Below are 23,067 nucleotides of genomic sequence, written 5' to 3' on the forward strand. Positions count from 1 at the left end.
CGCGCATGCAAAACGCATATTAGTTGGCGGCAGGGGTTTCGCTGCTGGCCTCGGCCAGGCGCTTTTCCACTTCCTTGGCGCCGATGGCTCCCGGCACGCGGGCGCCGTTGGCAAAAATTAGCGTAGGCGTTCCTGTGATCTTGTGCTTGCGGCCAAATGCCAGGTTGCGCTGCAAGGCGCTGGTATCGCAGCTCGCTGCAGGCACAGGCTTGTCCCGCACCATGAGATCCTGCCAGGCCGTCACCTGGTCTTTGGAGCACCAGATGTTGCGCGATTTTTCCGCAGAGTCGGGGCTGAGGATGGGGTACAGGAACAGGTACACCGTCACGTTGTCCACGTTCTGCAGGTCGCGTTCAAAACGCTTGCAGTAGCCGCAGTTGGGGTCCTCAAACACGGCCAACTTGCGTTTCCCGTCGCCCCGCACAATGGTGAAGGCGTCTTTGAGGGGCAGTGCCGAGAACTCGACGGCTGTGAGCTTTGCAATGCGGTCTTCGGTCAGATTCCGGCGCACTTTCGTATCGATCAGTTCACCCTGGATCACATAGTTGCCCTTGGCGTCCGTGTAGAAAAGGTCCGTCCCGATGCGTACCTCGTAGAGGCCTTTCATGGGGGTGGGGCGCACCTCGTCAATCTTGTCCATTTGGGGAATGCGTTCAGCGAGCGCCTTGCGGATGTCCGCTTCTTGTGCGGTGGCGGCAAAGCCGGAGGCCAGCGCGGCGGCAGCGAGCAGGGTGGGAATCAGTTTCATGGTGTTCTCGTTAAAACGGTCTGGTGGCTTCCAGAGGGTGGCCACCGGTGTGGTCAGTAATTTCCCATGGCCTGGCGGGCCACGAAGTGCTTCAGCGGGCCGCTCAGTTCAAAGCCCTTCATTCCCCAATTGCGCAGCGCCTGCAGGGGCCCTTCCTGGCGGGAGAAGAGTTGTTGCAGGCCATCCGTCGCCAATCCCATCGGCAGCAGGGCTGCCTTGCGCTCGCGCTCGTAGCCCCGCAGCAAACGTACATCAGCCACACTGCGCCAGTAGTCGCGCCCATGCAGTGCGCAGGCCAGGGCTTGGGCGTCTGCCAGTCCCAGGTTCAACCCCTGGCCTGCGAGCGGATGCACGTTGTGCGCCGCGTCACCAGCCAGCACCCAGCTGCGCGGGTTTTTTCCGGTGGATGGCAAGCTGCCACACCAGCGGTCTGCTTTTGCAAGCTGCAGGGGCCAGGCTGCTCGTTCCGCACTGAGCGTCAGCGACCCCAGGGATTCCTGGCTGGACATCTGGAGCTTCTGCGCGAATTCTTCAGGGGACAAGGCCATCAGCGGCGCGACCTGTTCCTGCAAGACGGACCAGACAACCGCCACGGAGTTCCCCTGCGGCCCGCCCAAAGGCAAAAAAGCCAGAATGCCGTCGGGCAAAAACCATTGCCGTGCCACCTGTTCGTGGGCGCGTTCACACTGCAATCGGGTGGCGATGGCGTGTTGCCCATACGGCGTTACCTGAAAACCCACACCAAACTCTTCGCGCGTGCTGCTGGCGCGGCCCTCGCACACCACGGTCAGGGCCGCCGGCACGGGGGCATCGACCATTTCCACCTGGGGCTGGTAGCGCAGAGCTTCGGCGAGGCGGGCCTCCAGGGCAGGCACGTCCACGATCCAGGCCAGAGCTTCCACCCCTTGGGTTGCCGCATCAAAATGCACGGCACCATCCCGGTCTCCCCGCACCTGCATGGATCGCACGGCTGTGGCGTGCTCTGCATCGGGCCAGCTGCGAAGCGATTCCAGTAGTTTGCGCGATGCTGCGTTCAGCGCATAGGCCCGCACATCCGCAGCTGCAGGGGCCTTCGGGCCGGGGGCGGGTAGTAGGGCCACTTTCAGCCGTTCGCGGGCCAGCAGCAGTGCCAGCGTCTTGCCCACAATGCCGGTGCCGCGAATACAGATATCAAAGGTTTGGGCCATGGCGGCATTGTAGGAGCGGGCCTGGGCCCTTGGGCGCGGTGCAAAATCGGGCTCGCTGTCCAACTGGTCATTTTTGAGGAGCACCTTCGCGTGAGTTTCCACCCTGATTCCGATCTGTCGGGCACCATCGCGCGCCTGTTTGTCTATCCCGTCAAGTCGTGTGCCGGCATTGAAGTGCAGCAGGCCGTGCTCACCGATACGGGGCTCGATCTGGACCGTGCCTGGATGGTGGTAGACGCTGAGGGCATGTTTGTAACCCAGCGCACGCTGCCGCGCATGGCGCTGATTCGCCCGCAGCTCAAAGGCGATGAGATGGTGCTGCGTGCGCCTGGCATGCTGGCCTTGCATGTGGCCATCGATGCGGTCGAGGCGCCCGCCACAGTGACCGTGTGGCGCGACACGGTGCCCGCATGGGACATGGGTGCCGTGGCGGCGCAGTGGTTTACGGACTTCCTCGGTCAGCCCTGCCGCCTTGTCCGTTTTGATCCTGAATACCGCCGCTTGTCCAGCATGGAATGGACGGGCGGTGTCGAGGCGCCGAACCAGTTTGCCGATGGTTTTCCGTTGTTGCTCGCCAGCCAGGCATCGATGGATGAGCTGAACGTGCGACTTCAGGCTGCAGGCCATGCCGCCGCGGGGATCGAGCGGTTTCGGCCCAATGTGGTCCTGGCCGGGGTGGACGCACACGACGAGGACCGAGTGGATCTGGTGCGTGTGGATGCGCAAGAGGGTGAAATCCACCTGCAGCCCGTCAAACCTTGTTCGCGGTGCCCCATTCCTGACATCGACCCCGCTACAGCCGAAAGCAACCCATCGGTGGGGGACACCCTGCGGACCTATCGGAAGGACCAACGGCTCGATGGCGCCATCACGTTCGGAATGAATGCCATCGTGCGCCAGGGGGCGGGCCAGATGCTGCGCGTGGGTCAGCGGGTGGCGGCCAATCTGCGCTTCGACTGACGGTGTGAACATGGCGTGAAAGGGTGATAGCTGGCTGGCCCGTAAAATCGGCGGTTTGTCTCCGAAATCCAGAAAGCCCTGCCATGAGCCTCCAATGCGGCATCGTGGGCCTGCCCAACGTCGGCAAGTCCACCCTCTTCAACGCGCTGACCAAGGCCGGCATCGCCGCCGAGAACTATCCGTTCTGCACCATCGAACCCAATGTGGGCGTGGTGGAAGTGCCTGACCCCCGCCTGCAGCAGCTCGCCCAGATCATCTCGCCCGAGCGCATCGTGCCGGCCATCGTCGAGTTCGTGGACATTGCCGGCCTGGTGGCGGGTGCCAGCCAGGGTGAAGGCCTCGGTAACCAGTTCCTGGCCCACATCCGCGAAACCGACGCCATCGTCAACGTGGTGCGCTGCTTCGAGGACGACAACGTCATCCACGTGGCCGGCCGCGTGGACCCGATCTCGGACATCGAAGTCATCCAGACCGAGCTGTGCCTGGCCGACATGGGCACTGTGGAGAAGGCGCTCAATCGCTACACCAAGGCTGCCAAGTCGGGCAACGACAAGGATGCCGCCAAGCTGGTGGCGCTGCTCGCGCGCATCCAGGCTGCGCTCAATGAAGGCAAGCCCGCCCGCTCGGTCGAGATCACCAAGGAAGAGCAGCCGCTGCTCAAGTCCCTGTGCCTGATCACGGCCAAGCCCGCGATGTTCGTGGGCAACGTGAGCGAAGACGGCTTTGAGAACAACCCTTTCCTCGACCGCCTCAAGGACTACGCCGCCAGCCAGAACGCCCCCGTGGTGGCGATCTGCGCCAAGATGGAAGCCGAGATGGCTGAAATGAGCGACGAAGACCGTGACATGTTCCTGGCCGAAATGGGCCAGACCGAGCCCGGCCTCGCGCGCCTGATCCGGGGCGCCTTCAAGCTGCTGGGCCTGCAGACCTATTTCACTGCGGGTGTGAAGGAGGTGCGCGCGTGGACCATCCACATTGGTGACACGGCACCCCAGGCGGCCGGCGTGATCCACGGTGACTTCGAGCGCGGCTTCATCCGTGCGCAGACGATTGCCTTTGACGATTTCATCGCCTACAAGGGTGAGCAGGGCGCCAAGGATGCTGGCAAGATGCGCGCCGAAGGCAAGGAATACGTGGTCAAGGACGGCGACGTGCTGAACTTCCTGTTCAACGTCTAAAAATCACTGAAAACGCCATCGGGTTATGGCCCGGTGGCCCGCAATCCCTGCAGGGCCCCTGGCATGCAGGGATTTTTTACGACCGTTTGGCAGGGGGGCCACGCATCCCCCTGAGCATCGATTTCTATGAACACTGGAATCCTCTACGCCGCCCTGGCTTACATCGCCTGGGGCCTGTTCCCCCTGTATTTCAAGCAGGTGGCAGACGTGCCCTCGCTCGAAGTGGTGATGCACCGCACACTGTGGTCGCTGGTGTTTGTATTTGGCGTACTGATGGTGCGCAGGCAATGGTCGTGGATGGGGACCGTGCTGCGCCAGCCCAAGGTGCTGGCGGCATTTGTGCTGTCTGCGATGCTGCTGTCGGGCAACTGGCTTACCTATGTGTGGGCGGTGCAAAACCAGCACGTGGTAGACGCCAGCCTGGGCTATTTCATCCTTCCGCTGGTCAACGTCGCGCTGGGCTTTGTATTTCTGCGTGAGCGGCCTCGCTCGGGCCAATGGATGGCGGTGGCCGTGGCGGCCGCTGGCGTGCTGTGGCTGGCGGTGCAGGCTGGGCGCCTGCCCTGGATTGCACTGGTGCTGGCCTTGAGTTTTGGCTTTTATGGGTTGTTGCGCAAGGTTGCTGTGCTGGGCGCACTGGAGGGTCTCGCGCTGGAGACGCTGGTGCTCGCGCCGGTGGCCGCCGTCGTGCTGGGCTGGTGGGCGTGGCAAGGCCAGGGTGCGCTGGTGCAGGGCACGCCCGCCACCGTCGGCTGGTTGCTGCTTGCGGGCCCCATGACGGCAGTTCCGCTGCTGCTGTTTGCGGCGGGTGCGCGCCTGATCCCCATGTCCACCTTGGGCATCCTGCAGTACATCTCGCCCAGCCTGCAGTTTGCGCTGGGCGTGTGGTTGTTCCATGAACCGTTCGAGCCAGCGCGCCTGGTGGGGTTTGTCTTGATCTGGGCGGCGCTGCTGGTCTACAGCATGGAAGGCTGGTGGACGCGCCGGCGGGTTGTAGTGGCCTGAAGAAGGGCCGAGTGCTCCCCGCACCGCATGCGTGGAACCGGGGCTGGGAGTCTTTTCGATGGGCTCGCGTCGCATTCATTGCACAGATTTGCTGCGCCGCTGGAGGTGCTACTGGAAAACACGGAGCGCGAGGGTGTCAGTTCTGCGTAAGATGCGCGGGCTCGTCTGCCGGGTGTTGGTGCCTGCAGCCTGCGCATTTCGGTGAAGCATCACCCGAACGAACCCGGGCTCAGGCCTGCCTCCACATGTTTTTTGGTCGCAAGAATCCGTTTTCGGCGACGGACGCCTTTCCCCTGTCCGACGCTGTCATGGAGTTCGATGACTCGTCTTCAGCCATGGTGCGCCCGGCCCGCCGCGCGCTGGATGGAATGGGGCCCCGCAGTGGGCGCAGTGCGCGCGAAAAATGGTTGCTGGCCGCAGGGCTGATGGGGCTCTATGCGCTGGCGATGCTGGGGTTTTGTGCGCTGGGCATGGTGGACCTCCAGGTGCTCGCCGTGTTGGGCGTGCTGGTGGCGGTGGTCTGCGCGACCTTCTGGGGCATTTTCAACACGGGCTTGCACAAAAATGTGCGGCATCGGCACCTGAAGCTGGCCATGGTGGCTACAGCGCTCGCGTGCATGCTCGGCATTGTCTACCTGGCGCCCGTTACGCAAATCCTGTTGGCGCCATTCACCTTTGTGGCCGTGGCCTATGGCATTTTCACTGTGCCACGGCCCACCCTGCTGGCACTGGCGGCCTGCATGTTGTGCCTCTATGCCGGGGTGGTGGGGCTGCACTACCTGGAGCAGCAGAACAACGCCCTGCTGCGTCTGGAGGCATTGCATTGGGTGGCTCTGGCGGTCTCTTTGCCCGCCTTCATTGCCCTCATGGGCCGCGTGCAGCGCCTGTACCGCAGCCTCTACCATGCAAGCCGCAAGATCAAGAACATCCAGGAAGACGCCCAGCGCGATCCGCTGGTGGGATGCTTCAACCGCCGCTACGTGTTGGCCGCGCTGGAAGAGCAAAAACAGCTGGCCGACGAAAGTGGCATCCCGTTGTGCCTGGCCGTGCTGGACATTGACCACTTCAAGCGCATCAACGATGAGCTGGGGCATCTGGGGGGCGACGAGGTGCTGCGCACCTTTGCGCGCATCGCGCAGCAGGGCGTGCGCGGGGGCGATGTTTTTGGCCGGTATGGGGGTGAAGAGTTTCTGCTCATCTTCCCTGGCACTTCGTTGCTGCCTGCGCTCAATACCTGTGAGCGCATTCGCGCGCAGGTGGAAACCCATGCCTGGACCGGATTGCTCAAGGGCCGGGTGACGGTATCGGTCGGGGTGACGCAGTATGTGTTGGGCGAGTCGGTGCTGGAGTTCTTCTCGCGGGCCGATACCGCCATGTACATGGCCAAGGAAGGCGGGCGCAACCAGGTGGTGGTCGAGGAGCCCGTTGCCAAAGGCGATTCGCAGCTGTCGGACTTGTCGATCTCCAGCAGCAACGCTTTCCTGTAGCTGCTGGCCGTTGTTTGTGCTGGCCGGGTTGACAAGCGGCCTTCGGTGTTCACACTGAACGCCTGTTTCCATCCCCCACGTTGGGTGGCATGGCTGCCTTTCGCGCTTGTGCGTTGGTGCCTTTCCCCCGCGTCCGTTCCATGCCCTCATCCACCGACCTGTCGGCCGAATTCGCCACCGCCCAGCAGCGTGTGCGTCTGCTGCAGCAACAACCGCAGGCTTTTCCCCACCCTGTAGAGCGCGTGGAATGTATCGAGACCCACATCTCCTGGGTGCTGCTTGCGGGTGACTTTGCCTACAAGCTCAAGAAACCCTTGCAGCTGGATTTTCTCGACTTCAGTACCCATGCCCTGCGGCACGCCGCCTGCGAGGAAGAGCTGCGCATCAATCGCCGCACGGCGCCGGGCGTGTACTTGGGCCTTGTCGGTTTGGTGGGTCAGGTGAATGCTGGGGCGGATGGCGCCCCCACCACGCTTCAGGTGGTGCCGTGGAAAGACGCTCTGCCAGGCGCAGAGCCCGTCGTGTGGATGCGACGTTTTGCCCAGGACGCACTGCTCGCCGCTGCACTGGATGCGCATCGCGTGTCGCCTGTGCAGATCGACCAGCTGGCGTGCCATGTGGCGCAGTTCCACGACGCAGCCGCCATCGCTGCAAGCACCGACACCTGGGGCACGGCGGCAGCGGTGCAAGCGCCAGTGAATGACTGTGTGGCGGCTCTGCGCGCACCCGTGGCAAGCGCGCTGCCCGGTCAGGGCCCTCTGCTGGCGCAGGTGGTCGGCTGGTGCCGGCACCAGGGGCGGGCCCTGGCCACCACGTTCGAGGCACGGCGGGCAGCCGGTCGGGTGCGCGAATGCCATGGCGATTTGCATCTGGCCAACATTGCACTCATCGATGGCGAGGCCCAGCTGTTCGATGCCATCGAGTTCAACCCCGCCTTGCGCTGGATCGACTGTGTGGCCGATATCGCCTTTGTGGTGATGGACCTCGCGGCCCATGGCCGGGCCGATCTGGCCTGGCGGTTTTTGAACCGGTGGCTGGAGCACACGGGAGACTACGCGGGCCTGTCCGTATTGCGGTACTACGGAGCCTACCGCGCGTTGGTGCGGGCGCGGGTTGCTGCCCTGCGGCTGAACCCAACCTGCGGTGATGGCAGTGCGCAGGCTGTGCAAGCCCTGGAGGAATATCTGGAACTGGCGGCGGGTTTTGCGGGGCAACGGCCTGCGCGCTGGCCGGTGGCGCGCCCTGCTGCGTTGTGGCTGGCCCATGGCTTTTCGGGGGCGGGCAAGAGCACCCATGCGCTGACCCTGGCGTGCCAGCGTGGATTGGTGCGCGTGCGGGCGGATGTGGAGCGCAAGCGCCTATTCGGCCTGGCGCCTAATGCTTCCAGCGACGGCGTACCTGGCGGCATCTACACCGCCGAGGCCACATTCCGCACGCACCAGCGGTTGTCGCAAGTGGCGCGCGAGGTGCTGGCGGCAGGCTACTCCGTGATCGTGGATGCCACCTTGCTGGACCGCGATGCCCGCGCGCTTTTCCTGGCCCTGGCCGATTCTGTGCAAGTGCCCTGCCACATCCTGTCGTTCGAGGCCCCCTTGCCGGTGCTGCGCGAGCGTGTGCGCCAGCGCGCGCTGGCCGGAGCCGGTGCGTCAGAGGCGGACGTGGCCGTGCTGGACGCCCAGTGGGCCCGCGCCCACCCGCTGCAGTCCCACGAAGAGGCGATCACGCTGCACGTGGACACCACGGTGCCCGTGAACTGGGACCGTCTATTGCCGCCCTGATCCCGGTGGCTTCGGCGGGCCACTACATCGCCAGATGCCCTGGCATGAAGTACAGCAACACGCTCGTCATAACCAGATAGCGGAAGAATTTGCCCACAGCCATATAGGCCAGGCAAGGCCAGAACGGCAGCTTGAGCCAGCCTGCCACAGCACACAGCGGGTCGCCCACCACGGGCAGCCAGCTCATCAGGCAGGCGGGGGCGCCAAAGCGCCGAAGCCAGTTCAGCGCGCGAACTTCAGTGGCATTGCCACGGGCCTTGTCCACCACCTTGTGAGCGCCCAGGCCCATCCACCAGCTCACACCACCGCCCAGCGTGTTGCCAACCGTGGCCACCAGGATGGCGGGCCAGAAGAGTTCAGGGTTGATCTTGATCAAGCCGAACACCGCAGGCTCCGAGCCCAAAGGCAGCAGCGTGGCGGAGATGAACGCCACCACAAAGACCGTGCTCAGGCCGAACTGCGGCAGCGCAAGCCATTCCAGCAGCTGGTGCATCCAGATTTCCATAGGGGCCAAGTGTAGGGCTGCGCAGCCGGTGCTTTGGTGCCAGGGGGCGCTGTCCTACGCCGGGCTGCGCCATCTGCGCATGGCCTGCAAGGGGCTCCTTTCTTATCGTGGTAACCACACCGTCCCCCGAAAAATTCCCAAGGAGGAGGCAGCATGCAACGTTTTGAACCCCACGTCTTCCCCAGCGGCACCGCTCTGGCTGGCGCGCCTGTTGGCTCACGCTGGCTGCCTCTGGCCCTGGCGCTGCTGATGGCTGCCTGTGTGCACAGCCCACAGGCAGCGGTGCCTGAACTCCAACCCGCTGAGGTGCATGTCGCCAGCCCTTGCAGCGAAACCCCTACTGCGCGCGCCGCTTTGCAGCGGGTGGGCCAGGAATTGCAGGCGCAGGGCATGGTGTTGCAGGCTACCTGCCCGGCCACTGGTGGCGGCTGGGTGGTGCAGGTGCGTGTGGTGGACGGCATGAAGGCCAGCAAGGTGGTGCGCGGGCCACTGGCCGATGGGCACGATGTGGACATGGGCACGCCTGCGGGTGCGGCGCTGGCGGGGGCAGAGTCGGCCGCCCAGGGCTTCTCGCCCGATGTGTTGCACAACCGCGCCTGGCTGCGTGCGACGATGGCCCGCCACCAGTTTGAAAACACCCCCGACGCCTGGTGGCACTATGCGCTGCGCGGCCCTGCACCGGTGCGCACCGCGGACGCTGACCTCGCCGCGCGATGACCTTGCTCCCTGCGGGGTGGTACTCGCCCCAGCTGCGCCTGAGGGTGACAAGACCGTCCGATTTTCAGCGGTCGAGATATTTCATTTGCTGAAATTTTGAGCAGGTACAATCCTGCCTCCTTTTTCAGCATCTGCTGCTGCCTCCCTATCCCACCCCGCCCATGCACATCGGCCACATTCCTTTGGCGAACCGGTTGTTCGTCGCCCCGATGGCGGGCGTCACCGACCGGCCGTTCCGCCAGCTGTGCAAGGCGCTGGGTGCGGGCTATGCGGTGAGCGAGATGGTGACCTCGCGCAAGGACTTGTGGAACAGTCTCAAGACCTCGCGCCGGGCCAACCATGAAGGGGAGCCGGGGCCCATTGCCGTGCAGATCGCTGGCACCGATGCACCGATGATGGCCGAGGCTGCGGTCTACAACGTGGAACGCGGCGCGCAGATCATCGACATCAACATGGGCTGCCCGGCCAAGAAGGTCTGCAACAAATGGGCGGGCTCCGCCCTGATGCAGAACGAAGCGCTGGCAGTGGAAATTGCCGCTGCGGTGGTCGAGGCCTGCGCGCCCTTCAACGTGCCTGTCACGCTGAAGATGCGCACCGGCTGGTGCCAGGAGCACAAGAACGCCGTGGCATTGGCGCGGCAGTTTGAAAGCGTGGGCATTCAGATGCTCACCGTGCATGGCCGCACGCGCGAGCAGGGCTACAAGGGCCACGCGGAGTACGACACCATCGCAGCCGTCAAGGCGGCGGTGAAGGTGCCCGTGGTGGCCAACGGCGACATCACCTCGCCCGAAAAGGCGCGCGACGTGCTCGCTGCCACTGGCGCCGACGCGATCATGATCGGCCGCGCCGCACAGGGCCGACCATGGATCTTCCGCGAGATCGGCCACTTTCTGGCCACGGGCGAACACCTGGCGCCGCCGCTGGTGGCCGAGGTGCGCCGCCTGCTGCTGGACCACCTGCAAGACCACTACAGCCTGTATGGCGAGCTGACCGGGGTGCGCAGTGCGCGCAAGCACATTGCCTGGTACCTGCGCGCGCTGCCGGGCGGCGAGGCCTTCAGGCAACACATCAACACGATCGAAGACAGCACCACGCAGTGGCAGGCCGTGGCCGACCACCTGGACGCCCTCGGGCAACAGATGGACCGGCTGCCTGCCGCCACGGGCTTGGACGCAGAACCAGAAGAACAAGAGGGATTGGCTGCATGAGCAAGAAACACATAGAAGAATGCGTGCGCGAGAGCCTGCAGGGCTACTTTCGCGACCTGGGCGGCGAGACGCCCGATGGCATGTACGACATGCTGGTGCGTGTGGTCGAAAGGCCGCTGCTGGAAGTCGTGATGCAGCAGGCCGACAACAACCAGTCCCGCGCGGCCGAATGGCTGGGCTTGAACCGCAACACGCTGCGCAAAAAGCTCGTCGAGCACAAGCTGCTCTGACGTCATTGTGTTATTTGCTATTTAATTTGTAGCTGATTGCGCTTGATGGATAAGCGCTAGAGCCTGTTTTTATTCAAACTCTCCCCCTCCCACACCATGAACGCACTTCTCTCCGTCTCCGACAAGACCGGCATCGTCGAATTCGCCCAAGCGCTGCACGCGCTGGGCATCAAGCTCCTGTCCACCGGTGGCACCGCCAAGCTGCTGGCCGACAAAGGCCTGCCCGTGACCGAAGTGGCCGAGGTCACCCAGTTCCCCGAGATGCTGGATGGCCGCGTGAAGACACTGCACCCCAAGGTGCACGGCGGCCTGCTGGCGCGCCGCGAGCTGCCCGAACACATGGCAGCGTTGAAAGAACACGGCATCGACACCATCGACCTGCTGGTGGTCAACCTCTACCCCTTTGAAGCCACCGTGGCCAAGGCCGGCTGCACGCTGGCCGACGCCATCGAGAACATCGACATCGGCGGCCCCGCCATGGTGCGCAGCGCAGCCAAGAACTGGAAGGACGTGGGCGTGATCACCTCGGCCGACCAGTACGACGCCGTGCTGGCCGAGCTGAAAGCGGGCGGCAAGCTGTCTGACAAGCTGCGCTTTGCGCTATCGGTGGCCGCATTCAATCGCATCGCCCAGTACGACGGCGCCATCAGCGACTACCTCTCGTCCGTCACGTTCGAAGAAGAAAAACTGTCGGAAACCTACGTGCCCACGCGCACCCAGTTCCCCGGCCAGAGCAACGGCATCTTCACCAAGGTACAAGACCTGCGCTACGGTGAAAACAGCCACCAGCAAGCCGCGTTGTACCGCGACCTGTACCCCGCACCCGGCTCGCTGGTCACCGGCGTGCAATTGCAGGGCAAGGAGCTGAGTTACAACAACATCGCCGATGCCGATGCCGCCTGGGAATGCGTGAAGAGCTTTGACGCCGCCGCCTGCGTGATCGTCAAGCACGCCAACCCCTGTGGCGTGGCCGTGGGCCTGGACGCGCTGAGCGCCTACAGCAAGGCCTTCCAGACCGACCCCACCAGCGCTTTCGGCGGCATCATCGCCTTCAACCGCGTGGTGGACGGCCCGGCCGCCCAGCAGGTGAGCAAGCAGTTTGTCGAAGTGCTGATGGCCCCCGACTTCACGGCCGAGGCGCTGGAGATCTTCAAGGCCAAGGCCAATGTGCGCCTGCTCAAGATTGCACTGCCCGCGCATGGTGGCAAGACCGACTGGGAACGCGGCCGCAACGCCATGGACGCCAAGCGCATCGGCTCGGGCCTGCTGCTGCAGACCGCCGACAACCACGAGCTGTCGCTCATCGACCTCAAGGTCGTGACCCAGAAGCAGCCCACGCTGGAAGAAATGGAAGACCTGCTGTTCGCCTGGAAGGTGGCCAAGTACGTCAAGAGCAATGCCATCGTCTTCTGCAAGGGTGGCATGACCATGGGCGTGGGTGCGGGCCAGATGAGCCGCCTGGACTCGGCCCGCATCGCCAGCATCAAGGCGGGCCACGCAGGCCTGACCTTGCAAGGCACGGTCGTAGCCAGTGACGCCTTCTTCCCCTTCCGCGACGGCCTCGATGTGGTGGTGGATGCGGGCGCCACCTGCGTGATCCAGCCCGGTGGCTCCATGCGCGACAACGAAGTGATCGACGCCGCCAACGAGCGCGGCGTAGCCATGGTGTTCAGTGGCGTGCGCCACTTCCGCCATTGATTCGACCGGCGGTCATCCAACAAAAAGCGGCTTCCAAGGAAGCCGCTTTTTTTATGCCCGTTGTCAGGATGAAGGTGAGGTTCAGGTGCCGAAATTCATCGGCAGTCCGACATAGTTCTCGGCCAGCGACACCGAAGCAGCGCGTGAGTTCACCAGGTAGTCCAGTTCGGCCTCCTGGATTTTCTGCCCGAATTCGCCGGTCTCGGGAAAGCGGTGCATCAGCGAGGTGAACCACCACGAGAAGCGCTCTGCCCGCCACACGCGGCGCAGGCAGCGGTCGGAGTAGGTGTCGATGCCCACGGCGGATTTCTCTGTGTAGAAGTCGGTGAGCGCAGTCCACAGGTAACCCACGTCGCTGGCCGCTAGGTTCAGGCCCTTGGCGCCCGTGGGCGGAACGATGTGGGCCGCGTCGCCCGCCAGGAACATGCGGCCAAACCGCATGGGCTCGGCCACAAAGCTGCGCAGCGGGGCAATGCTCATCTCCAGCGCCGGGCCGGTGACCAGATTGGCACGTGCCTCAGGGTCCAGGCGGTTGCCCAGCTCGGTCCAGAACTGGTCGATGGTCCAGTTGTCGATCTTGTCGGTGTTGGGCACCTGCACGTAGTAGCGGCTGCGGGTGGCGCTGCGCATGCTGCACAGCGCAAAGCCGCGCTCGGTGTTGGCGTAAATCAGTTCGTGCGAGACGGGCGGCACATCGGCCAGCACACCCAGCCAGCCAAAGGGGTAGACGCGTTCGTAAGTCTTGAGCAGGTCGGCCGGGGCGCTGGCGCGACACACGCCGTGGTAGCCGTCGCAGCCTGCGATGAAGTCACAGGCCAGCTCGTGCGTCTGGCCGTCCTTCTGGTAGGTCACGCGGGGGCTTTGGCCGTCAAAGTCGTGCACTTGTACGTTCTGCGCGTCGTACACGGTGGTCAAGCCTTCTGCCGCGCGCGCGTCCATCAGGTCGCGCGTCACTTCGGTCTGGCCATACACCGTCACGCGGCTGCCGCCGGTCAGGTCGTGCAGGTCGATGCGGTGGCGTTGGCCCTTGAACAGCAGCTCGATGCCGTCGTGGGGCAGCCCTTCGGCATGGGCACGGGCCCCGACACCGGCCTGGTCCAGCAGGTCCATGCTGACCTGCTCCAGCACGCCAGCGCGGATGCGGCCCAGCACGTAGTCGGGGCTGCGCTGTTCGATGATGACGGCGTCAATGCCGGATTTGTAGAGCAACTGGCCGAGCAGCAGACCGGCGGGGCCTGCGCCGATGATGGCAACCTGGGTACGCATGGTGGACAACCTCACAAAGGCGTTAGAAAGCGGTAAAGGAACAGGGCCAAGCGTAGGTTGATCCATGTCAATTGAAGCGCGGCGCACGCCGCTATCGTGCGATTGATGGATCTGATGTGCGATCATCGCGCAATCTTCCATAGCCTCGGCTCACCTCCAGTCTTCGACCGGGCGTCCGACCCCAGGCGCCCCAAGCAAACCATGACCACCGTTCCCATCGCCAAGGCAGATTTCATCGAAGGCATGGCCAAGGGCATGGCCGTGCTGGAGAGTTTTGACACCGAGCGCCAGCGGCTCAATGCCACACTGGCCGCGCAGCGCACGGGTCTCACGCGCGCGGCAGCGCGGCGGCACCTGCTGACGCTGGCGCACCTGGGGTATCTGGAGACGGATGGCAGCTACTTCTGGCTGGCGCCCAAGGTGCTGCGGTTTTCAGGCAGCTACCTGGCCTCAGCCCGGCTGCCGCGTGTGCTGCAGCCCACGCTGAACCGGCTGGCGGCCCAGACGCAGCAGTCGTTTTCGGCCGTGGTGCTGGATGGCAGCGAGGTGGTGATCGTGGCGCGCAGCGGGGTGTACGGCGCGCCGTCACGCGTGCTGGCCTATGGCCTGCACCTGGGGGCGCGGCTGCCGGCGCACCCCACATCCACGGGGCGCGTGCTGCTGGCGGCATTGCCTCCTGCGCAACTCACTGCGTGGCTCAAGGCCTGCTCACTGCACCGCCTCACGCCCCACACCATCACCCAGGTCGGCCCGCTGCGGCAGGTGATTGCCAAGGTGCGGCGCGATGACTATTGCCTGGCGGTGGAAGAGCACGAACTGGGCGTGCACGCGCTGGCCGTGCCCCTGCGCAACCTGCAGGGCGACACGGTGGCGGCGCTCAATGTGGTGGCGTCGCCCAAGCAGGTGGATGAGAGCAGCCTGCAGCGCGACATGCTGCCGCTGCTGCAGGAGGCCGCCCGCGAGTTGCGCGGGCTGCTGTAAGCCTGAGCTCATGCCGCGACAATGCGCCCCGTGCCCGCCGCGCCCGCCAGCACCTTCAGAGATTTGTCGGTGCTGGCCGTGTAGTTGCGGCTGGTGATGGTGCTCACGTAAACCCAGTCGGCGCGGCACTCAGTGGCGGTGGCAGTCAGCACCATGTAGCCACGGCGCGAGGTATCGCAGTACTTCAGCGGAGCGATGAGCTGCTGCAGCGCACCGGCCAGTGTGGCGGGGTTTTCGTTCGGCAGGTATTCCTCAAACCCCGGCGAGGTGACGGACGAGGTGGCAAATTCCACACCCACGGCATTGCCGCTCATGTCCCGCAGCTCGTTGGCCCAGGCGTTGTGGGTGTCGCCCGACAGCACCACCAGGTTCTTGCCCAGGCTGCGCGAGGTGGCCAGCACCGTCTCGCGTGCCACCTGGTAGCCGTCCCAGGCGTCCAGGTTGTAGGGAATGGAGGGCTGCGCCAGGATGGCCTGCTCGGCCGGTGTGAGGCTGGCGGGGTCTGTCTGCGCGCGTCCCACCAGGGCCGCGTACTGGCTGACGGTGACGCCTGCGCCGGGTTGCAGCGTTTCCATCAGGATGGGCGCGGGAATGTTCATGCGACCCATCAGCACCTGCTGCCCCAGCACCTGCCAGGTAGCGCTGGATGTGGCCATCTGCTGCTGAAGCCACTGTGTCTGCGTGGTGCCCAGCAGCTGGCGACTGGTGCTGCCCACGGCGGCGGTGAATGCGGCGGCGTCAAAGCCCGTGGCAGTGAAAAACTGGCCGTAGTCGAGCTGCTCATCACGTGCCACCACGCGGGTGTCGAGCATGTGCAGCGCCACCAGGTTGCCAAAAGCAAAGCTGCGGTAGATCAGCTCGGGCTGCGCGTTGCGGGTGGGCATCCACTCGTGGTACGCCTGCATGGCCGCGGCTTTGCGCGCGCTGAAACTGCCTTCGGTGGCGCTCTGGTGGTTTTCTGCGCCGTTGCTCCAGGTGTCGTTGGTGATCTCGTGGTCGTCCCACACGGCGATCATGGGGGCGGCTGCGTGCAGGTCCTGCAGGTCGGAGTCGGTTTTGTATTGGGCGTGGCGCTGGCGGTAGTCGGCAAGGCTCAGGATCTCGTGGGCAGGCTGCGACAGGCGCCCCAACGCGCCTGCGTTGGCTGACGCATATCCACCCCGGGCATATTCATAGACGTAGTCGCCCAGGTGGACGGTGGCATCCAGGTCATTGCGGCGGGCCGCGTCGGCATACACATTGAAGTAGCCGGCGGGGTAGTTGGCGCACGAAAACACGGCCAGCTTGACCTGCGCCACGCTGCCGGTGGGCAGGGTGCGCGTGCGGCCGGTGGCGGTGTGGGCAGCGTACGCACGAAAGCGGTAGTAGTACGCAGTGGCCGCCTTGAGCCCGGTGGCATCGACCTTGACGGTGAAGTCCTTGCTGGCCAGCGCCGTGGTCTTGCCTTGGGCAGCGATGGAGGTGAAGTTGCTGTCTGTGGCAAGTTCCCATTCGACAGGGATATCGCTGGTGTGGCCAGCGGGTGGGGTCACCCGTGTCCACAGCATCACGCGGTCGGCCAGCGGGTCGCCGCTGGCGATGCCGTGTGCAAACTGCACGGCAGGCGCATCGTCATCGCCGCCGCCGCCGCAGGCCGCCAGCGGCAGGGTGCCCAGCGCGGCTGCAGCGATGCCGAGCTGGCGCACGAAGCGCCGCCGCCCGGCATCGGCCTGCGCAGCGTCGCGGAAAGGGTGGGAGGTAGAGACGAGGGGTTTGTGTGCCATGGCGCGGGTGGTGTGGGGTAAAACACCCGAGCCTGCCCGCATTGCATGACGGCCGCGTGAAGCGAGGGCGCTGCGCCCTCTGCTACAAAAAAATATCAATAAAAAAAGCCTCTAGCGCTTGGTAGCAAAGCGCTAGAAGCTATCATTTTGATAGTTCTTTGAACACTTCGCGTGCGGCAGCCACGGTGGCGGCAATGTCTTCGGGTGTGTGGGCGGCGCTGACAAAACCGGCCTCGTACAGCGCAGGTGCAATATAGATACCGCGATCAAGCAGGCCGTGGAACAGCTGGTTGAAACGCGCGCTGTCGGTCTTGAGCACCTGGGCGTAGTTCTGGGGTAGCTCGGGCATCAGGAAGAAGCCGAACATGCCGCCTTCGCTGTCGGTGCTGAAGGGCACGCCTTCAGCCGCCGCCGCAGCGGCGAGGCCATCAACCAGGGAGCGTGTGGTGGCCGACAGTGCGTCGAAGAAGCCCGGCTTCTTGATCTCGCGCAGCGTGGCCAGCCCGCAGGCCGTGGCCACAGGGTTGCCCGACAGCGTGCCTGCCTGGTACACGGCGCCCAACGGTGCGAGGTTTTCCATGATGGCGCGCGGGCCACCAAAGGCTGCCAGCGGCATACCACCGCCAATGACCTTGCCCAGCACCGTGATGTCGGGTTTGAAGCCGGGGATGCTCTTGGCATAGACGCTTTGCGCGCTGCCCAGGGCCACACGGAAGCCCGTCATCACCTCATCCAGCACCAGCAGCGCGCCGTATTCGGTGCACAGCTCGCGGCAGCGGCGCATGAAGGGCACACTGGCGCGCACCAGGTTCATGTTGCCCGCGATGGGCTCGATCATCACGCAGGCCAGTTCCTTGCCGTGCAGGGCAAAGGCCTCTTCGAGCTGAGCGACGTTGTTGTACTCGAGCACCAGGGTGTGCTGCACCACCTCGGGCGGCACGCCCGCGCTGGTGGCATTGCCGAAGGTGGCCAGGCCCGATCCGGCCTTGACCAGCAGCGAATCGGCATGGCCGTGGTAGCAGCCTTCGAACTTGATGAACTTGCTGCGGCCTGTGGCGCCACGGGCCAGGCGGATCGCGCTCATGCCCGCTTCGGTACCCGAGCTGACGAGGCGGATCATTTCCATCGACGGCACGAGGCTCAGGATTTCCTCGGCCAGCTCCACCTCGCGTTCGGTCGGTGCGCCAAAGCTGAAGCCTTCGAGCGCTGCGCTCTGCACGGCTTCGAGCACGGCCGGGTGGCCGTGGCCCAGGATCATCGGGCCCCAAGAGCCGATGTAGTCGATGAAACGCTGGTCGTTGGCGTCCCAGAAGTAGGCGCCTTTGGCACGCTTCACAAAACGCGGCGTGCCGCCCACGGCCTTGAAGGCCCGCACGGGCGAATTCACGCCGCCGGGGATCAGCGCCTTGGCGCGTTCGAACAGGGGGATGTTGAGATCAGTGCTTGGTGTCATGGGGGGGCATCACAAAGCCTTCGAGGGCCTGTGCTTCGTCAATCGGGAGTTCTTCTTCGTCACCATCGGCCTCGTCATCGTCGGGCTGGGCCCAGAACATGCGGTCGGGCACGATATGCCCCATGCCGGGGCGAAAGCCGGCATCCAGGCAGCGGTCGAGGTAGCCCAGAGCTTCGCTGGTGGCTTCGCCCAGGTCGTTGCCGCTGGCCACCAGGGCTGTGAGGGCGGCCGACAAGGTATCGCCGGCGCCGGAGAAGGTGGCGTCGAACAGTTCGAACTTGCCACTGCCCAGCACGGTCTGGGGGGAGGCCAGCACGTTCTCGACAAACTGCTCGGGCAGGGGAATGCCGGTGACCAGGGTATAGGGCACGCCCATTTCGGAGGCGGCCCGGGCAATGTCGCGGGCTGTGGGGCTGCGGTCGCTGGTCCAGTCGGGCAACAGCCAGCGCCACAGGGTGCTGTGGTTTCCAACCAACACCGAGGTCTGCGGTAACAACAATTCGCGGAAGGCATCCAGGTACTCGTCGATCAGCTCATCGCGCCACCAGGACAGGTTGGGCATGTACGCTATCACCGGGACTTCATCATAGTCAGTGGTTATCTCGGCGATGGTGCTGATGTTCTCCGGACTGCCCACGAAACCGACCTTGATGGCCTGGACCGGCAGGTCTTCCAGCACGGCCCGGGCCTGCTCGGCCACCGCCTCGTCGTCAAAGCTGAAGTGGTCGAAAATCTGCGCCGTGTCGCGGGCATAGGCGCCTGTGACCACGGCAATCGGATGCCCGCCCACGGAGGCAATGGTGGTGATGTCGGCTGTCAGTCCGCCAGCGCCGCTGGGGTCGCTGGCATTGAAGACGAGCACGCATGCAGGGCTTGCGTCCTCCAAGCCGTCATCTTCAATATCTATGCTTTCGGGGGGGGGAGGGGATGCTTTGATGGTCATGGACCAGATCCTGCTTGAGGGGTGGCACCGAAGCCGCAGCCCACGGAGATGACTAGATACAATCGTTGCATTCTATGTGAAGGCCCTTTAAGCTGTGATCGACTCTAAAACTTGGATGTGTTTGATTTGCGGTTGGATTTATGACGAAGCAGAGGGTTCACCTGAGCACGGCATTGCACCCAATACACCATGGGATCAGGTTCCGATGAACTGGACCTGCCCCGAGTGTGGGGCCCGCAAGGAAGACTTCGAGATGGTTCAGATTTGAGGCGCACCAGCATCATGTGCTGCTGCGTTGTTTTTTTCTCCATCAGGAGCAGTAACAATTGACTACAACAGGCGCATCTTTCAAAGTGCTCGTGGTGGATGACAGCAACACCATCCGTCGAAGCGCCGAGATTTTTCTCAAGCAGGGGGGGCACGAAGTCTTGTTGGCCGACGACGGCTTTGATGCTTTGGCCAAAGTCAATGATTACCAGCCTCAGCTGATTTTCTGCGACATCCTCATGCCCAAGCTAGACGGGTACCAGACCTGCGCCATCATCAAGCGCAATGCCCGTTTTGCAGATACTCCGGTGGTGATGCTGTCCTCCAAGGATGGCGTATTCGACAAAGCGCGCGGGCGCATGGTCGGCTGCCAGGAATATCTCACCAAACCGTTTACCAAAGACCAATTGCTGCAAGCCGTGCAGCAATTTGGCAATGCCCAACAAGGAGCGATGTAATGCCCATCCAGAAAGTATTGGTCGTCGACGACTCGAAGACCGAGTTGATGTTTTTGACCGACCTGCTTCAGAAAAAAGGCATGCAGGTACGCACCGCAGAAAATGCCGATGAGGCTTTCCGCCGTCTGGCGGAGGAAAAGCCCGACCTGATCCTCATGGACGTTGTCATGCCCGGCCAAAACGGCTTCCAGCTCACACGTGCCATCACCCGCGACCCGCTGTACGCCGATGTGCCCATCATCATGTGCACCAGCAAGAACCAGGAAACGGATCGCGTCTGGGGGATGCGGCAGGGTGCGCGCGGCTATATCACCAAGCCCGTGGATCCCGCTGAACTGCAGGCCAAAATTGACGCTCTGAACTAAGGCTGCGGCGCGTTCATGGCCAACCGCGAAGCCCTGCGAGAGCTCCAGACCCGACTTGCCAGCCGCCTTCAGGCTGCAAGAACCGAAGGGTCCTCTGTTTCATCCTGGCTGGCTGTCGAGTCGGCCGGGAGTTTTTACTTGCTGCCACTGGGTCAGTCGGGGGAGATCTTTCCCTGGGTCTCGATCCAGGCGGTGCCCTACACCCAGCGGTGGTTTCTGGGTGTGGCCAACCTGCGCGGCGGACTGGTCGGCGTGGTGGATCTGGCAGGCCTTCTGGGCTCAGCCGCTCCGCGCACGGAGCAGGCCTTGTCGGAAGCCAGCCTGCTGGCCTTCAATGCCGCCCTGGAGGTCAATGCAGCGTTGCTGGTGGATCGCCTTGCGGGCCTGCGTGGGACCGATGCATTTGTGTCTTCTGAGCCGCCCGCCGAGGATTCGCCCGCGTTCTTTGGCACCACCTATATCGATTCCAGCGGCACACGCTGGCAGGAGCTGAACTTGCAGATCCTGTCCCAACATCCCGCTTTCCTGAGCATCAGTGCTTGAGTTTTTCTGTAAGGCTGCACCATGTCCGTCGTCAATCAATTTGGAAAACTGTTCAACCGGAAACCTGCCACGCCGGAAACCGGCGCGACTGCCGGCGCCGCCGACGACGGGCAGGATCTTCTTGCCACGGGTTCGCTGGATGGTGCGCAGCTGCGCGACACCTACCAGGCTGAAGCGATGAACAGCGTGCAGGGCGATCCAGATGGTTATTCGCCGGAACTGGCCGCATCGGACGCAGAGGAAGACCTGATCGCACTGCCGGTGCTGGGGCGTGCCACGGCCGCCGCTCACCAGCGTCGATTGCTCGCGCTGCTTGGTATCGGTGTGGCGGTTCTCGCGTTGATTGCCTTCTGGGTGCTGCAGCAGGCAGACCGATCAGCTCAGCAGCTTGCGGCTACCGGCCAATCCCTGATGCAATCACAGCGTCTCGCCAAGTCCGTATCTCAGGCCCTGGTGGGTAGTCCCCAGGCCTTCCCGGACGTGGTGGAAAGCTCCGGCGTGCTGGCGCGCAATGTGCGTGCCCTCAACGCGGGTGATGGCGAACTTGGCGTGGAATCCCTGGGCGAGCCCTACAAGCCCGATCTGGACGCCGTGAACCCGCTCATGGAACGTGCCGAGCGCAATGCCAGCGTGGTGATGGGACAGCAGAAGATCCTGACCCAGGTGGGCGACGCTCTGCGCACCATCAACCGCCAGTCCTCGGACCTGCTCGAAATCGCAGAAACTGTGTCGTCCCTGAAGCTGCAGCAAAACGCCCCCGCTGCCGAGATTTCTGCGGCTGGCCAGCTGGTGATGTTGACCCAGCGTATCGGCAAGTCCGCCAACGAATTCCAGACCATGGAAGGCGTGAGTCCTGAGGCTGTGTTCCTGCTGGGCAAGGACTTGAATTCGTTCAAGGAAATCGCCCAAGGCCTGCTGGATGGCAGTCCTGAACTGCGTCTGGCTGCCACCAAGGATGCCCAGACCCGCGAACAGCTGGAAGCTCTGGTGAAGCTCTATGAGCAGACCCGCACCCAGGCCAGCGCCATTCTGGGCAACCTGCAAGGTCTGGTGTCGGCCCGTGAAGCGCAGTCCGCCATCATTGCTGACAGTGAGCCTCTGCGCCGTCAGCTCGAAGGACTGCAAACCAAACTGTCGGCCCAGACGGGTGTGGGTGGCGGCCAACTGGCAGCTCTTGCGCTTGCTGGTTTGTTTGTGATCTTTTGCGGTGTGGGCATCTCTCGTGTTCAGCTGCTCGACAGCCGTGGCCGCCAGGCGGCTGCTGAAATGCAGCAGAAGGACGCCAAGCGCCAGGAGCAAGAAGCCAAGCGCGTCAACGACGCCAACCAGGCTGCCATTTTGCGTTTGATGAACGAACTGCAATCGGTCGCTGAGGGTGACTTGACGCAAGAAGCCACGGTGACGGAAGACATCACGGGCGCCATTGCCGACTCGGTGAACTACACGGTGGAAGAGTTGCGCCAACTGGTAGGCAGCGTGCAGAACACGGCGACCCGCGTGGCACAAACGACGGCTCAGGTGGACAACACCTCCACCGAACTGCTGGCAGCATCGACCGAGCAACTGCGCGAAATTCGCGAAACCGGCCGCTCGGTGCTTGACATGGCGACCCGCATTAACGAGGTGTCTACACAGGCGCAAGAATCCGCCACGGTGGCCCGCCAGTCGCTGCAAGCGGCTGACTCCGGTCTGCAGGCCGTGCAAAACGCCATCGGCGGTATGAACTCCATCCGTGACCAGATCCAGGACACCTCCAAGCGCATCAAGCGACTGGGCGAATCGTCGCAGGAGATCGGTGAAATCACGGAGCTGATCTCTGACATTACCGAACAGACGAACGTGCTGGCTCTAAACGCAGCCATTCAGGCCGCATCCGCTGGTGAAGCCGGTCGTGGCTTCTCGGTGGTGGCGGAAGAAGTGCAACGACTGGCCGAACGTTCCGCTGATGCGACGCGCCAGATTTCTGCGCTGGTGAAGGCGATTCAGACCGACACCCAGGATGCCGTGGCCGCTATGGAGCGTTCCACGCAGGGTGTGGTGGAAGGGGCCCGCCTGTCTGACAGCGCCGGTACCGCGCTGACCGAGATTGACCGCGTGTCGCGTCGCCTCGCCGAACTGATTGAGCAGATTTCGTCTTCAACTTCGCGGGAAGCCGTTTTGGCCAACGAAGTGGCCGACAACATCCAGCACATTTTTGCGGTGACCGAGCAGACGGGTGAAGGTACCCGTACCACAGCGCAGCAGGTGCGCGAGCTGTCGCACATGGCTGAGGAACTGCGCCAATCGGTGGCACGGTTCAAGATTGCCTGACGCTGTAGTCATCAACC

The 23,067-nt window shown here is 63.8% G+C and carries 22 protein-coding genes; 15 read left to right on the top strand and 7 right to left on the bottom strand.

From position 1 onward, the window contains the following. Positions 1 to 19: 19 nt before the first annotated feature. Entirely contained in the window at positions 20 to 748 is a 729-nt protein-coding gene (locus LPA35_RS07605) for a DsbC family protein (protein ID WP_055393390.1), read from the bottom strand. Between the two features lie 53 nt (positions 749 to 801). After that, positions 802 to 1,935, bottom strand: a complete 1,134-nt coding sequence (locus LPA35_RS07610; protein ID WP_228896284.1) for an FAD-dependent monooxygenase — start codon at positions 1,933 to 1,935, stop codon at positions 802 to 804. 90 nt (positions 1,936 to 2,025) lie between these two features. On the opposite strand from LPA35_RS07610, the gene LPA35_RS07615 reads away from it, so the two are divergent. From LPA35_RS07615 to LPA35_RS07635, 5 genes are all read left to right on the top strand, one after another. Further along, positions 2,026 to 2,895, top strand: a complete 870-nt coding sequence (locus LPA35_RS07615; RefSeq protein ID WP_228896286.1) for an MOSC domain-containing protein — start codon at positions 2,026 to 2,028, stop codon at positions 2,893 to 2,895. An 83-nt stretch (positions 2,896 to 2,978) separates the two neighbouring features. After that, positions 2,979 to 4,073, top strand: a complete 1,095-nt coding sequence (ychF, locus tag LPA35_RS07620) for a redox-regulated ATPase YchF (protein ID WP_228896287.1) — start codon at positions 2,979 to 2,981, stop codon at positions 4,071 to 4,073. A gap of 126 nt (positions 4,074 to 4,199) precedes the next feature. After that, entirely contained in the window at positions 4,200 to 5,078 is an 879-nt protein-coding gene (rarD, locus tag LPA35_RS07625) for an EamA family transporter RarD (RefSeq protein ID WP_055393385.1), read from the top strand. A 245-nt stretch (positions 5,079 to 5,323) separates the two neighbouring features. Continuing rightward, a complete protein-coding gene (locus tag LPA35_RS07630) occupies positions 5,324 to 6,565 on the top strand; it encodes a diguanylate cyclase (RefSeq protein WP_055393383.1) in 1,242 nt (413 codons plus the stop codon). 140 nt (positions 6,566 to 6,705) lie between these two features. Continuing rightward, the gene (locus tag LPA35_RS07635) at positions 6,706 to 8,343 is read left to right on the top strand and encodes a bifunctional aminoglycoside phosphotransferase/ATP-binding protein (RefSeq protein ID WP_228896288.1); all 1,638 of its coding nucleotides are present in this window, start codon (positions 6,706 to 6,708) and stop codon (positions 8,341 to 8,343) included. Positions 8,344 to 8,365: 22 nt separating this feature from the next. Here LPA35_RS07635 and LPA35_RS07640 read toward each other — a convergent pair whose 3' ends face one another. Further along, positions 8,366 to 8,848, bottom strand: coding sequence for a YqaA family protein (locus LPA35_RS07640; RefSeq protein ID WP_055393381.1), 483 nt, complete (start codon positions 8,846 to 8,848; stop codon positions 8,366 to 8,368). Positions 8,849 to 9,001: 153 nt separating this feature from the next. Here LPA35_RS07640 and LPA35_RS07645 point away from each other — a divergent pair, with 153 nt between their 5' ends. The 4 genes from LPA35_RS07645 (at position 9,002) to purH (ending at position 12,701) form a co-directional block, all read left to right on the top strand. Next, the gene (locus LPA35_RS07645) at positions 9,002 to 9,565 is read left to right on the top strand and encodes a M15 family metallopeptidase (protein WP_228896289.1); all 564 of its coding nucleotides are present in this window, start codon (positions 9,002 to 9,004) and stop codon (positions 9,563 to 9,565) included. Positions 9,566 to 9,726: 161 nt separating this feature from the next. Continuing rightward, positions 9,727 to 10,773: a tRNA dihydrouridine synthase DusB gene (dusB, locus tag LPA35_RS07650; protein ID WP_228896290.1), complete on the top strand. Its 1,047-nt coding sequence runs from the start codon at positions 9,727 to 9,729 to the stop codon at positions 10,771 to 10,773. Continuing rightward, positions 10,770 to 11,003, top strand: coding sequence for a Fis family transcriptional regulator (locus LPA35_RS07655; RefSeq protein ID WP_015015597.1), 234 nt, complete (start codon positions 10,770 to 10,772; stop codon positions 11,001 to 11,003). Before dusB ends, LPA35_RS07655 begins: the two co-directional genes overlap by 4 nt. Before the next feature lie 96 nt (positions 11,004 to 11,099). Then, positions 11,100 to 12,701, top strand: coding sequence for a bifunctional phosphoribosylaminoimidazolecarboxamide formyltransferase/IMP cyclohydrolase (gene purH, locus LPA35_RS07660; protein WP_228896291.1), 1,602 nt, complete (start codon positions 11,100 to 11,102; stop codon positions 12,699 to 12,701). 81 nt (positions 12,702 to 12,782) lie between these two features. Here the strand turns inward: purH and pobA are convergent, their stop codons facing one another. Next, positions 12,783 to 13,967 carry a 4-hydroxybenzoate 3-monooxygenase gene (pobA, locus tag LPA35_RS07665; RefSeq protein WP_228896292.1) on the bottom strand — a complete coding sequence of 395 codons (1,185 nt, stop codon included), beginning with the start codon at positions 13,965 to 13,967 and terminating at the stop codon, positions 12,783 to 12,785. Positions 13,968 to 14,168: 201 nt separating this feature from the next. Between pobA and LPA35_RS07670 the strand changes: the two genes are divergently transcribed. Continuing rightward, entirely contained in the window at positions 14,169 to 14,948 is a 780-nt protein-coding gene (locus LPA35_RS07670; protein ID WP_228896293.1) for an IclR family transcriptional regulator C-terminal domain-containing protein, read from the top strand. An 8-nt stretch (positions 14,949 to 14,956) separates the two neighbouring features. Here LPA35_RS07670 and LPA35_RS07675 read toward each other — a convergent pair whose 3' ends face one another. From LPA35_RS07675 to LPA35_RS07685, 3 genes are all read right to left on the bottom strand, one after another. Further along, complete coding sequence (locus LPA35_RS07675; RefSeq protein WP_228896294.1) at positions 14,957 to 16,711, bottom strand: alkaline phosphatase; 1,755 nt, start codon at positions 16,709 to 16,711, stop codon at positions 14,957 to 14,959. Between the two features lie 142 nt (positions 16,712 to 16,853). Beyond that, positions 16,854 to 18,164, bottom strand: a complete 1,311-nt coding sequence (gene hemL / locus LPA35_RS07680; RefSeq protein ID WP_228896295.1) for a glutamate-1-semialdehyde 2,1-aminomutase — start codon at positions 18,162 to 18,164, stop codon at positions 16,854 to 16,856. Further along, positions 18,148 to 19,107, bottom strand: a complete 960-nt coding sequence (locus LPA35_RS07685; protein ID WP_218301742.1) for a bifunctional hydroxymethylpyrimidine kinase/phosphomethylpyrimidine kinase — start codon at positions 19,105 to 19,107, stop codon at positions 18,148 to 18,150. Before LPA35_RS07685 ends, hemL begins: the two co-directional genes overlap by 17 nt. A 94-nt stretch (positions 19,108 to 19,201) precedes the next feature. On the opposite strand from LPA35_RS07685, the gene LPA35_RS07690 reads away from it, so the two are divergent. The 5 genes from LPA35_RS07690 to LPA35_RS07710 are packed head-to-tail and all read left to right on the top strand — an operon-like array spanning position 19,202 to position 23,050. Beyond that, a complete protein-coding gene (locus LPA35_RS07690) occupies positions 19,202 to 19,375 on the top strand; it encodes a rubredoxin (RefSeq protein ID WP_008903269.1) in 174 nt (57 codons plus the stop codon). Positions 19,376 to 19,433: 58 nt separating this feature from the next. Beyond that, positions 19,434 to 19,832: a PleD family two-component system response regulator gene (locus LPA35_RS07695; RefSeq protein ID WP_034692846.1), complete on the top strand. Its 399-nt coding sequence runs from the start codon at positions 19,434 to 19,436 to the stop codon at positions 19,830 to 19,832. Then, on the top strand, positions 19,832 to 20,197 hold the full coding sequence (locus tag LPA35_RS07700) for a PleD family two-component system response regulator (RefSeq protein ID WP_010459520.1): 366 nt from the start codon (positions 19,832 to 19,834) through the stop codon (positions 20,195 to 20,197). The genes LPA35_RS07695 and LPA35_RS07700 overlap by 1 nt, the downstream gene beginning before the upstream one ends. Positions 20,198 to 20,212: 15 nt before the next feature. Beyond that, positions 20,213 to 20,740 carry a chemotaxis protein CheW gene (locus tag LPA35_RS07705; protein ID WP_055393363.1) on the top strand — a complete coding sequence of 176 codons (528 nt, stop codon included), beginning with the start codon at positions 20,213 to 20,215 and terminating at the stop codon, positions 20,738 to 20,740. A gap of 21 nt (positions 20,741 to 20,761) precedes the next feature. After that, positions 20,762 to 23,050 carry a methyl-accepting chemotaxis protein gene (locus LPA35_RS07710; RefSeq protein WP_055393361.1) on the top strand — a complete coding sequence of 763 codons (2,289 nt, stop codon included), beginning with the start codon at positions 20,762 to 20,764 and terminating at the stop codon, positions 23,048 to 23,050. Positions 23,051 to 23,067 lie beyond the last annotated feature (17 nt).

The organism is Acidovorax sp. Leaf73 (assembly GCF_916855635.1).
GTDB classification, from domain to species: domain Bacteria; phylum Pseudomonadota; class Gammaproteobacteria; order Burkholderiales; family Burkholderiaceae_C; genus Acidovorax; species Acidovorax facilis.

What these genes read in the sequence shown, in the direction of transcription:
- LPA35_RS07700 (WP_010459520.1), top strand. Translation starts at nt 19,832, where the DNA reads ATGCCCATCCAGAAAGTATTGGTCGTCGACGACTCGAAGACCGAGTTG.
- LPA35_RS07640 (WP_055393381.1), bottom strand. Translation starts at nt 8,848, where the DNA reads ATGGAAATCTGGATGCACCAGCTGCTGGAATGGCTTGCGCTGCCGCAG.
- LPA35_RS07635 (WP_228896288.1), top strand. Translation starts at nt 6,706, where the DNA reads ATGCCCTCATCCACCGACCTGTCGGCCGAATTCGCCACCGCCCAGCAG.
- LPA35_RS07685 (WP_218301742.1), bottom strand. Translation starts at nt 19,107, where the DNA reads ATGACCATCAAAGCATCCCCTCCCCCCCCCGAAAGCATAGATATTGAA.
- LPA35_RS07605 (WP_055393390.1), bottom strand. Translation starts at nt 748, where the DNA reads ATGAAACTGATTCCCACCCTGCTCGCTGCCGCCGCGCTGGCCTCCGGC.
- LPA35_RS07610 (WP_228896284.1), bottom strand. Translation starts at nt 1,935, where the DNA reads ATGGCCCAAACCTTTGATATCTGTATTCGCGGCACCGGCATTGTGGGC.
- pobA (WP_228896292.1), bottom strand. Translation starts at nt 13,967, where the DNA reads ATGCGTACCCAGGTTGCCATCATCGGCGCAGGCCCCGCCGGTCTGCTG.
- LPA35_RS07705 (WP_055393363.1), top strand. Translation starts at nt 20,213, where the DNA reads ATGGCCAACCGCGAAGCCCTGCGAGAGCTCCAGACCCGACTTGCCAGC.
- ychF (WP_228896287.1), top strand. Translation starts at nt 2,979, where the DNA reads ATGAGCCTCCAATGCGGCATCGTGGGCCTGCCCAACGTCGGCAAGTCC.
- purH (WP_228896291.1), top strand. Translation starts at nt 11,100, where the DNA reads ATGAACGCACTTCTCTCCGTCTCCGACAAGACCGGCATCGTCGAATTC.
- dusB (WP_228896290.1), top strand. Translation starts at nt 9,727, where the DNA reads ATGCACATCGGCCACATTCCTTTGGCGAACCGGTTGTTCGTCGCCCCG.
- LPA35_RS07710 (WP_055393361.1), top strand. Translation starts at nt 20,762, where the DNA reads ATGTCCGTCGTCAATCAATTTGGAAAACTGTTCAACCGGAAACCTGCC.
- LPA35_RS07630 (WP_055393383.1), top strand. Translation starts at nt 5,324, where the DNA reads ATGTTTTTTGGTCGCAAGAATCCGTTTTCGGCGACGGACGCCTTTCCC.
- LPA35_RS07670 (WP_228896293.1), top strand. Translation starts at nt 14,169, where the DNA reads ATGACCACCGTTCCCATCGCCAAGGCAGATTTCATCGAAGGCATGGCC.
- LPA35_RS07645 (WP_228896289.1), top strand. Translation starts at nt 9,002, where the DNA reads ATGCAACGTTTTGAACCCCACGTCTTCCCCAGCGGCACCGCTCTGGCT.
- hemL (WP_228896295.1), bottom strand. Translation starts at nt 18,164, where the DNA reads ATGACACCAAGCACTGATCTCAACATCCCCCTGTTCGAACGCGCCAAG.
- LPA35_RS07655 (WP_015015597.1), top strand. Translation starts at nt 10,770, where the DNA reads ATGAGCAAGAAACACATAGAAGAATGCGTGCGCGAGAGCCTGCAGGGC.
- rarD (WP_055393385.1), top strand. Translation starts at nt 4,200, where the DNA reads ATGAACACTGGAATCCTCTACGCCGCCCTGGCTTACATCGCCTGGGGC.
- LPA35_RS07675 (WP_228896294.1), bottom strand. Translation starts at nt 16,711, where the DNA reads ATGGCACACAAACCCCTCGTCTCTACCTCCCACCCTTTCCGCGACGCT.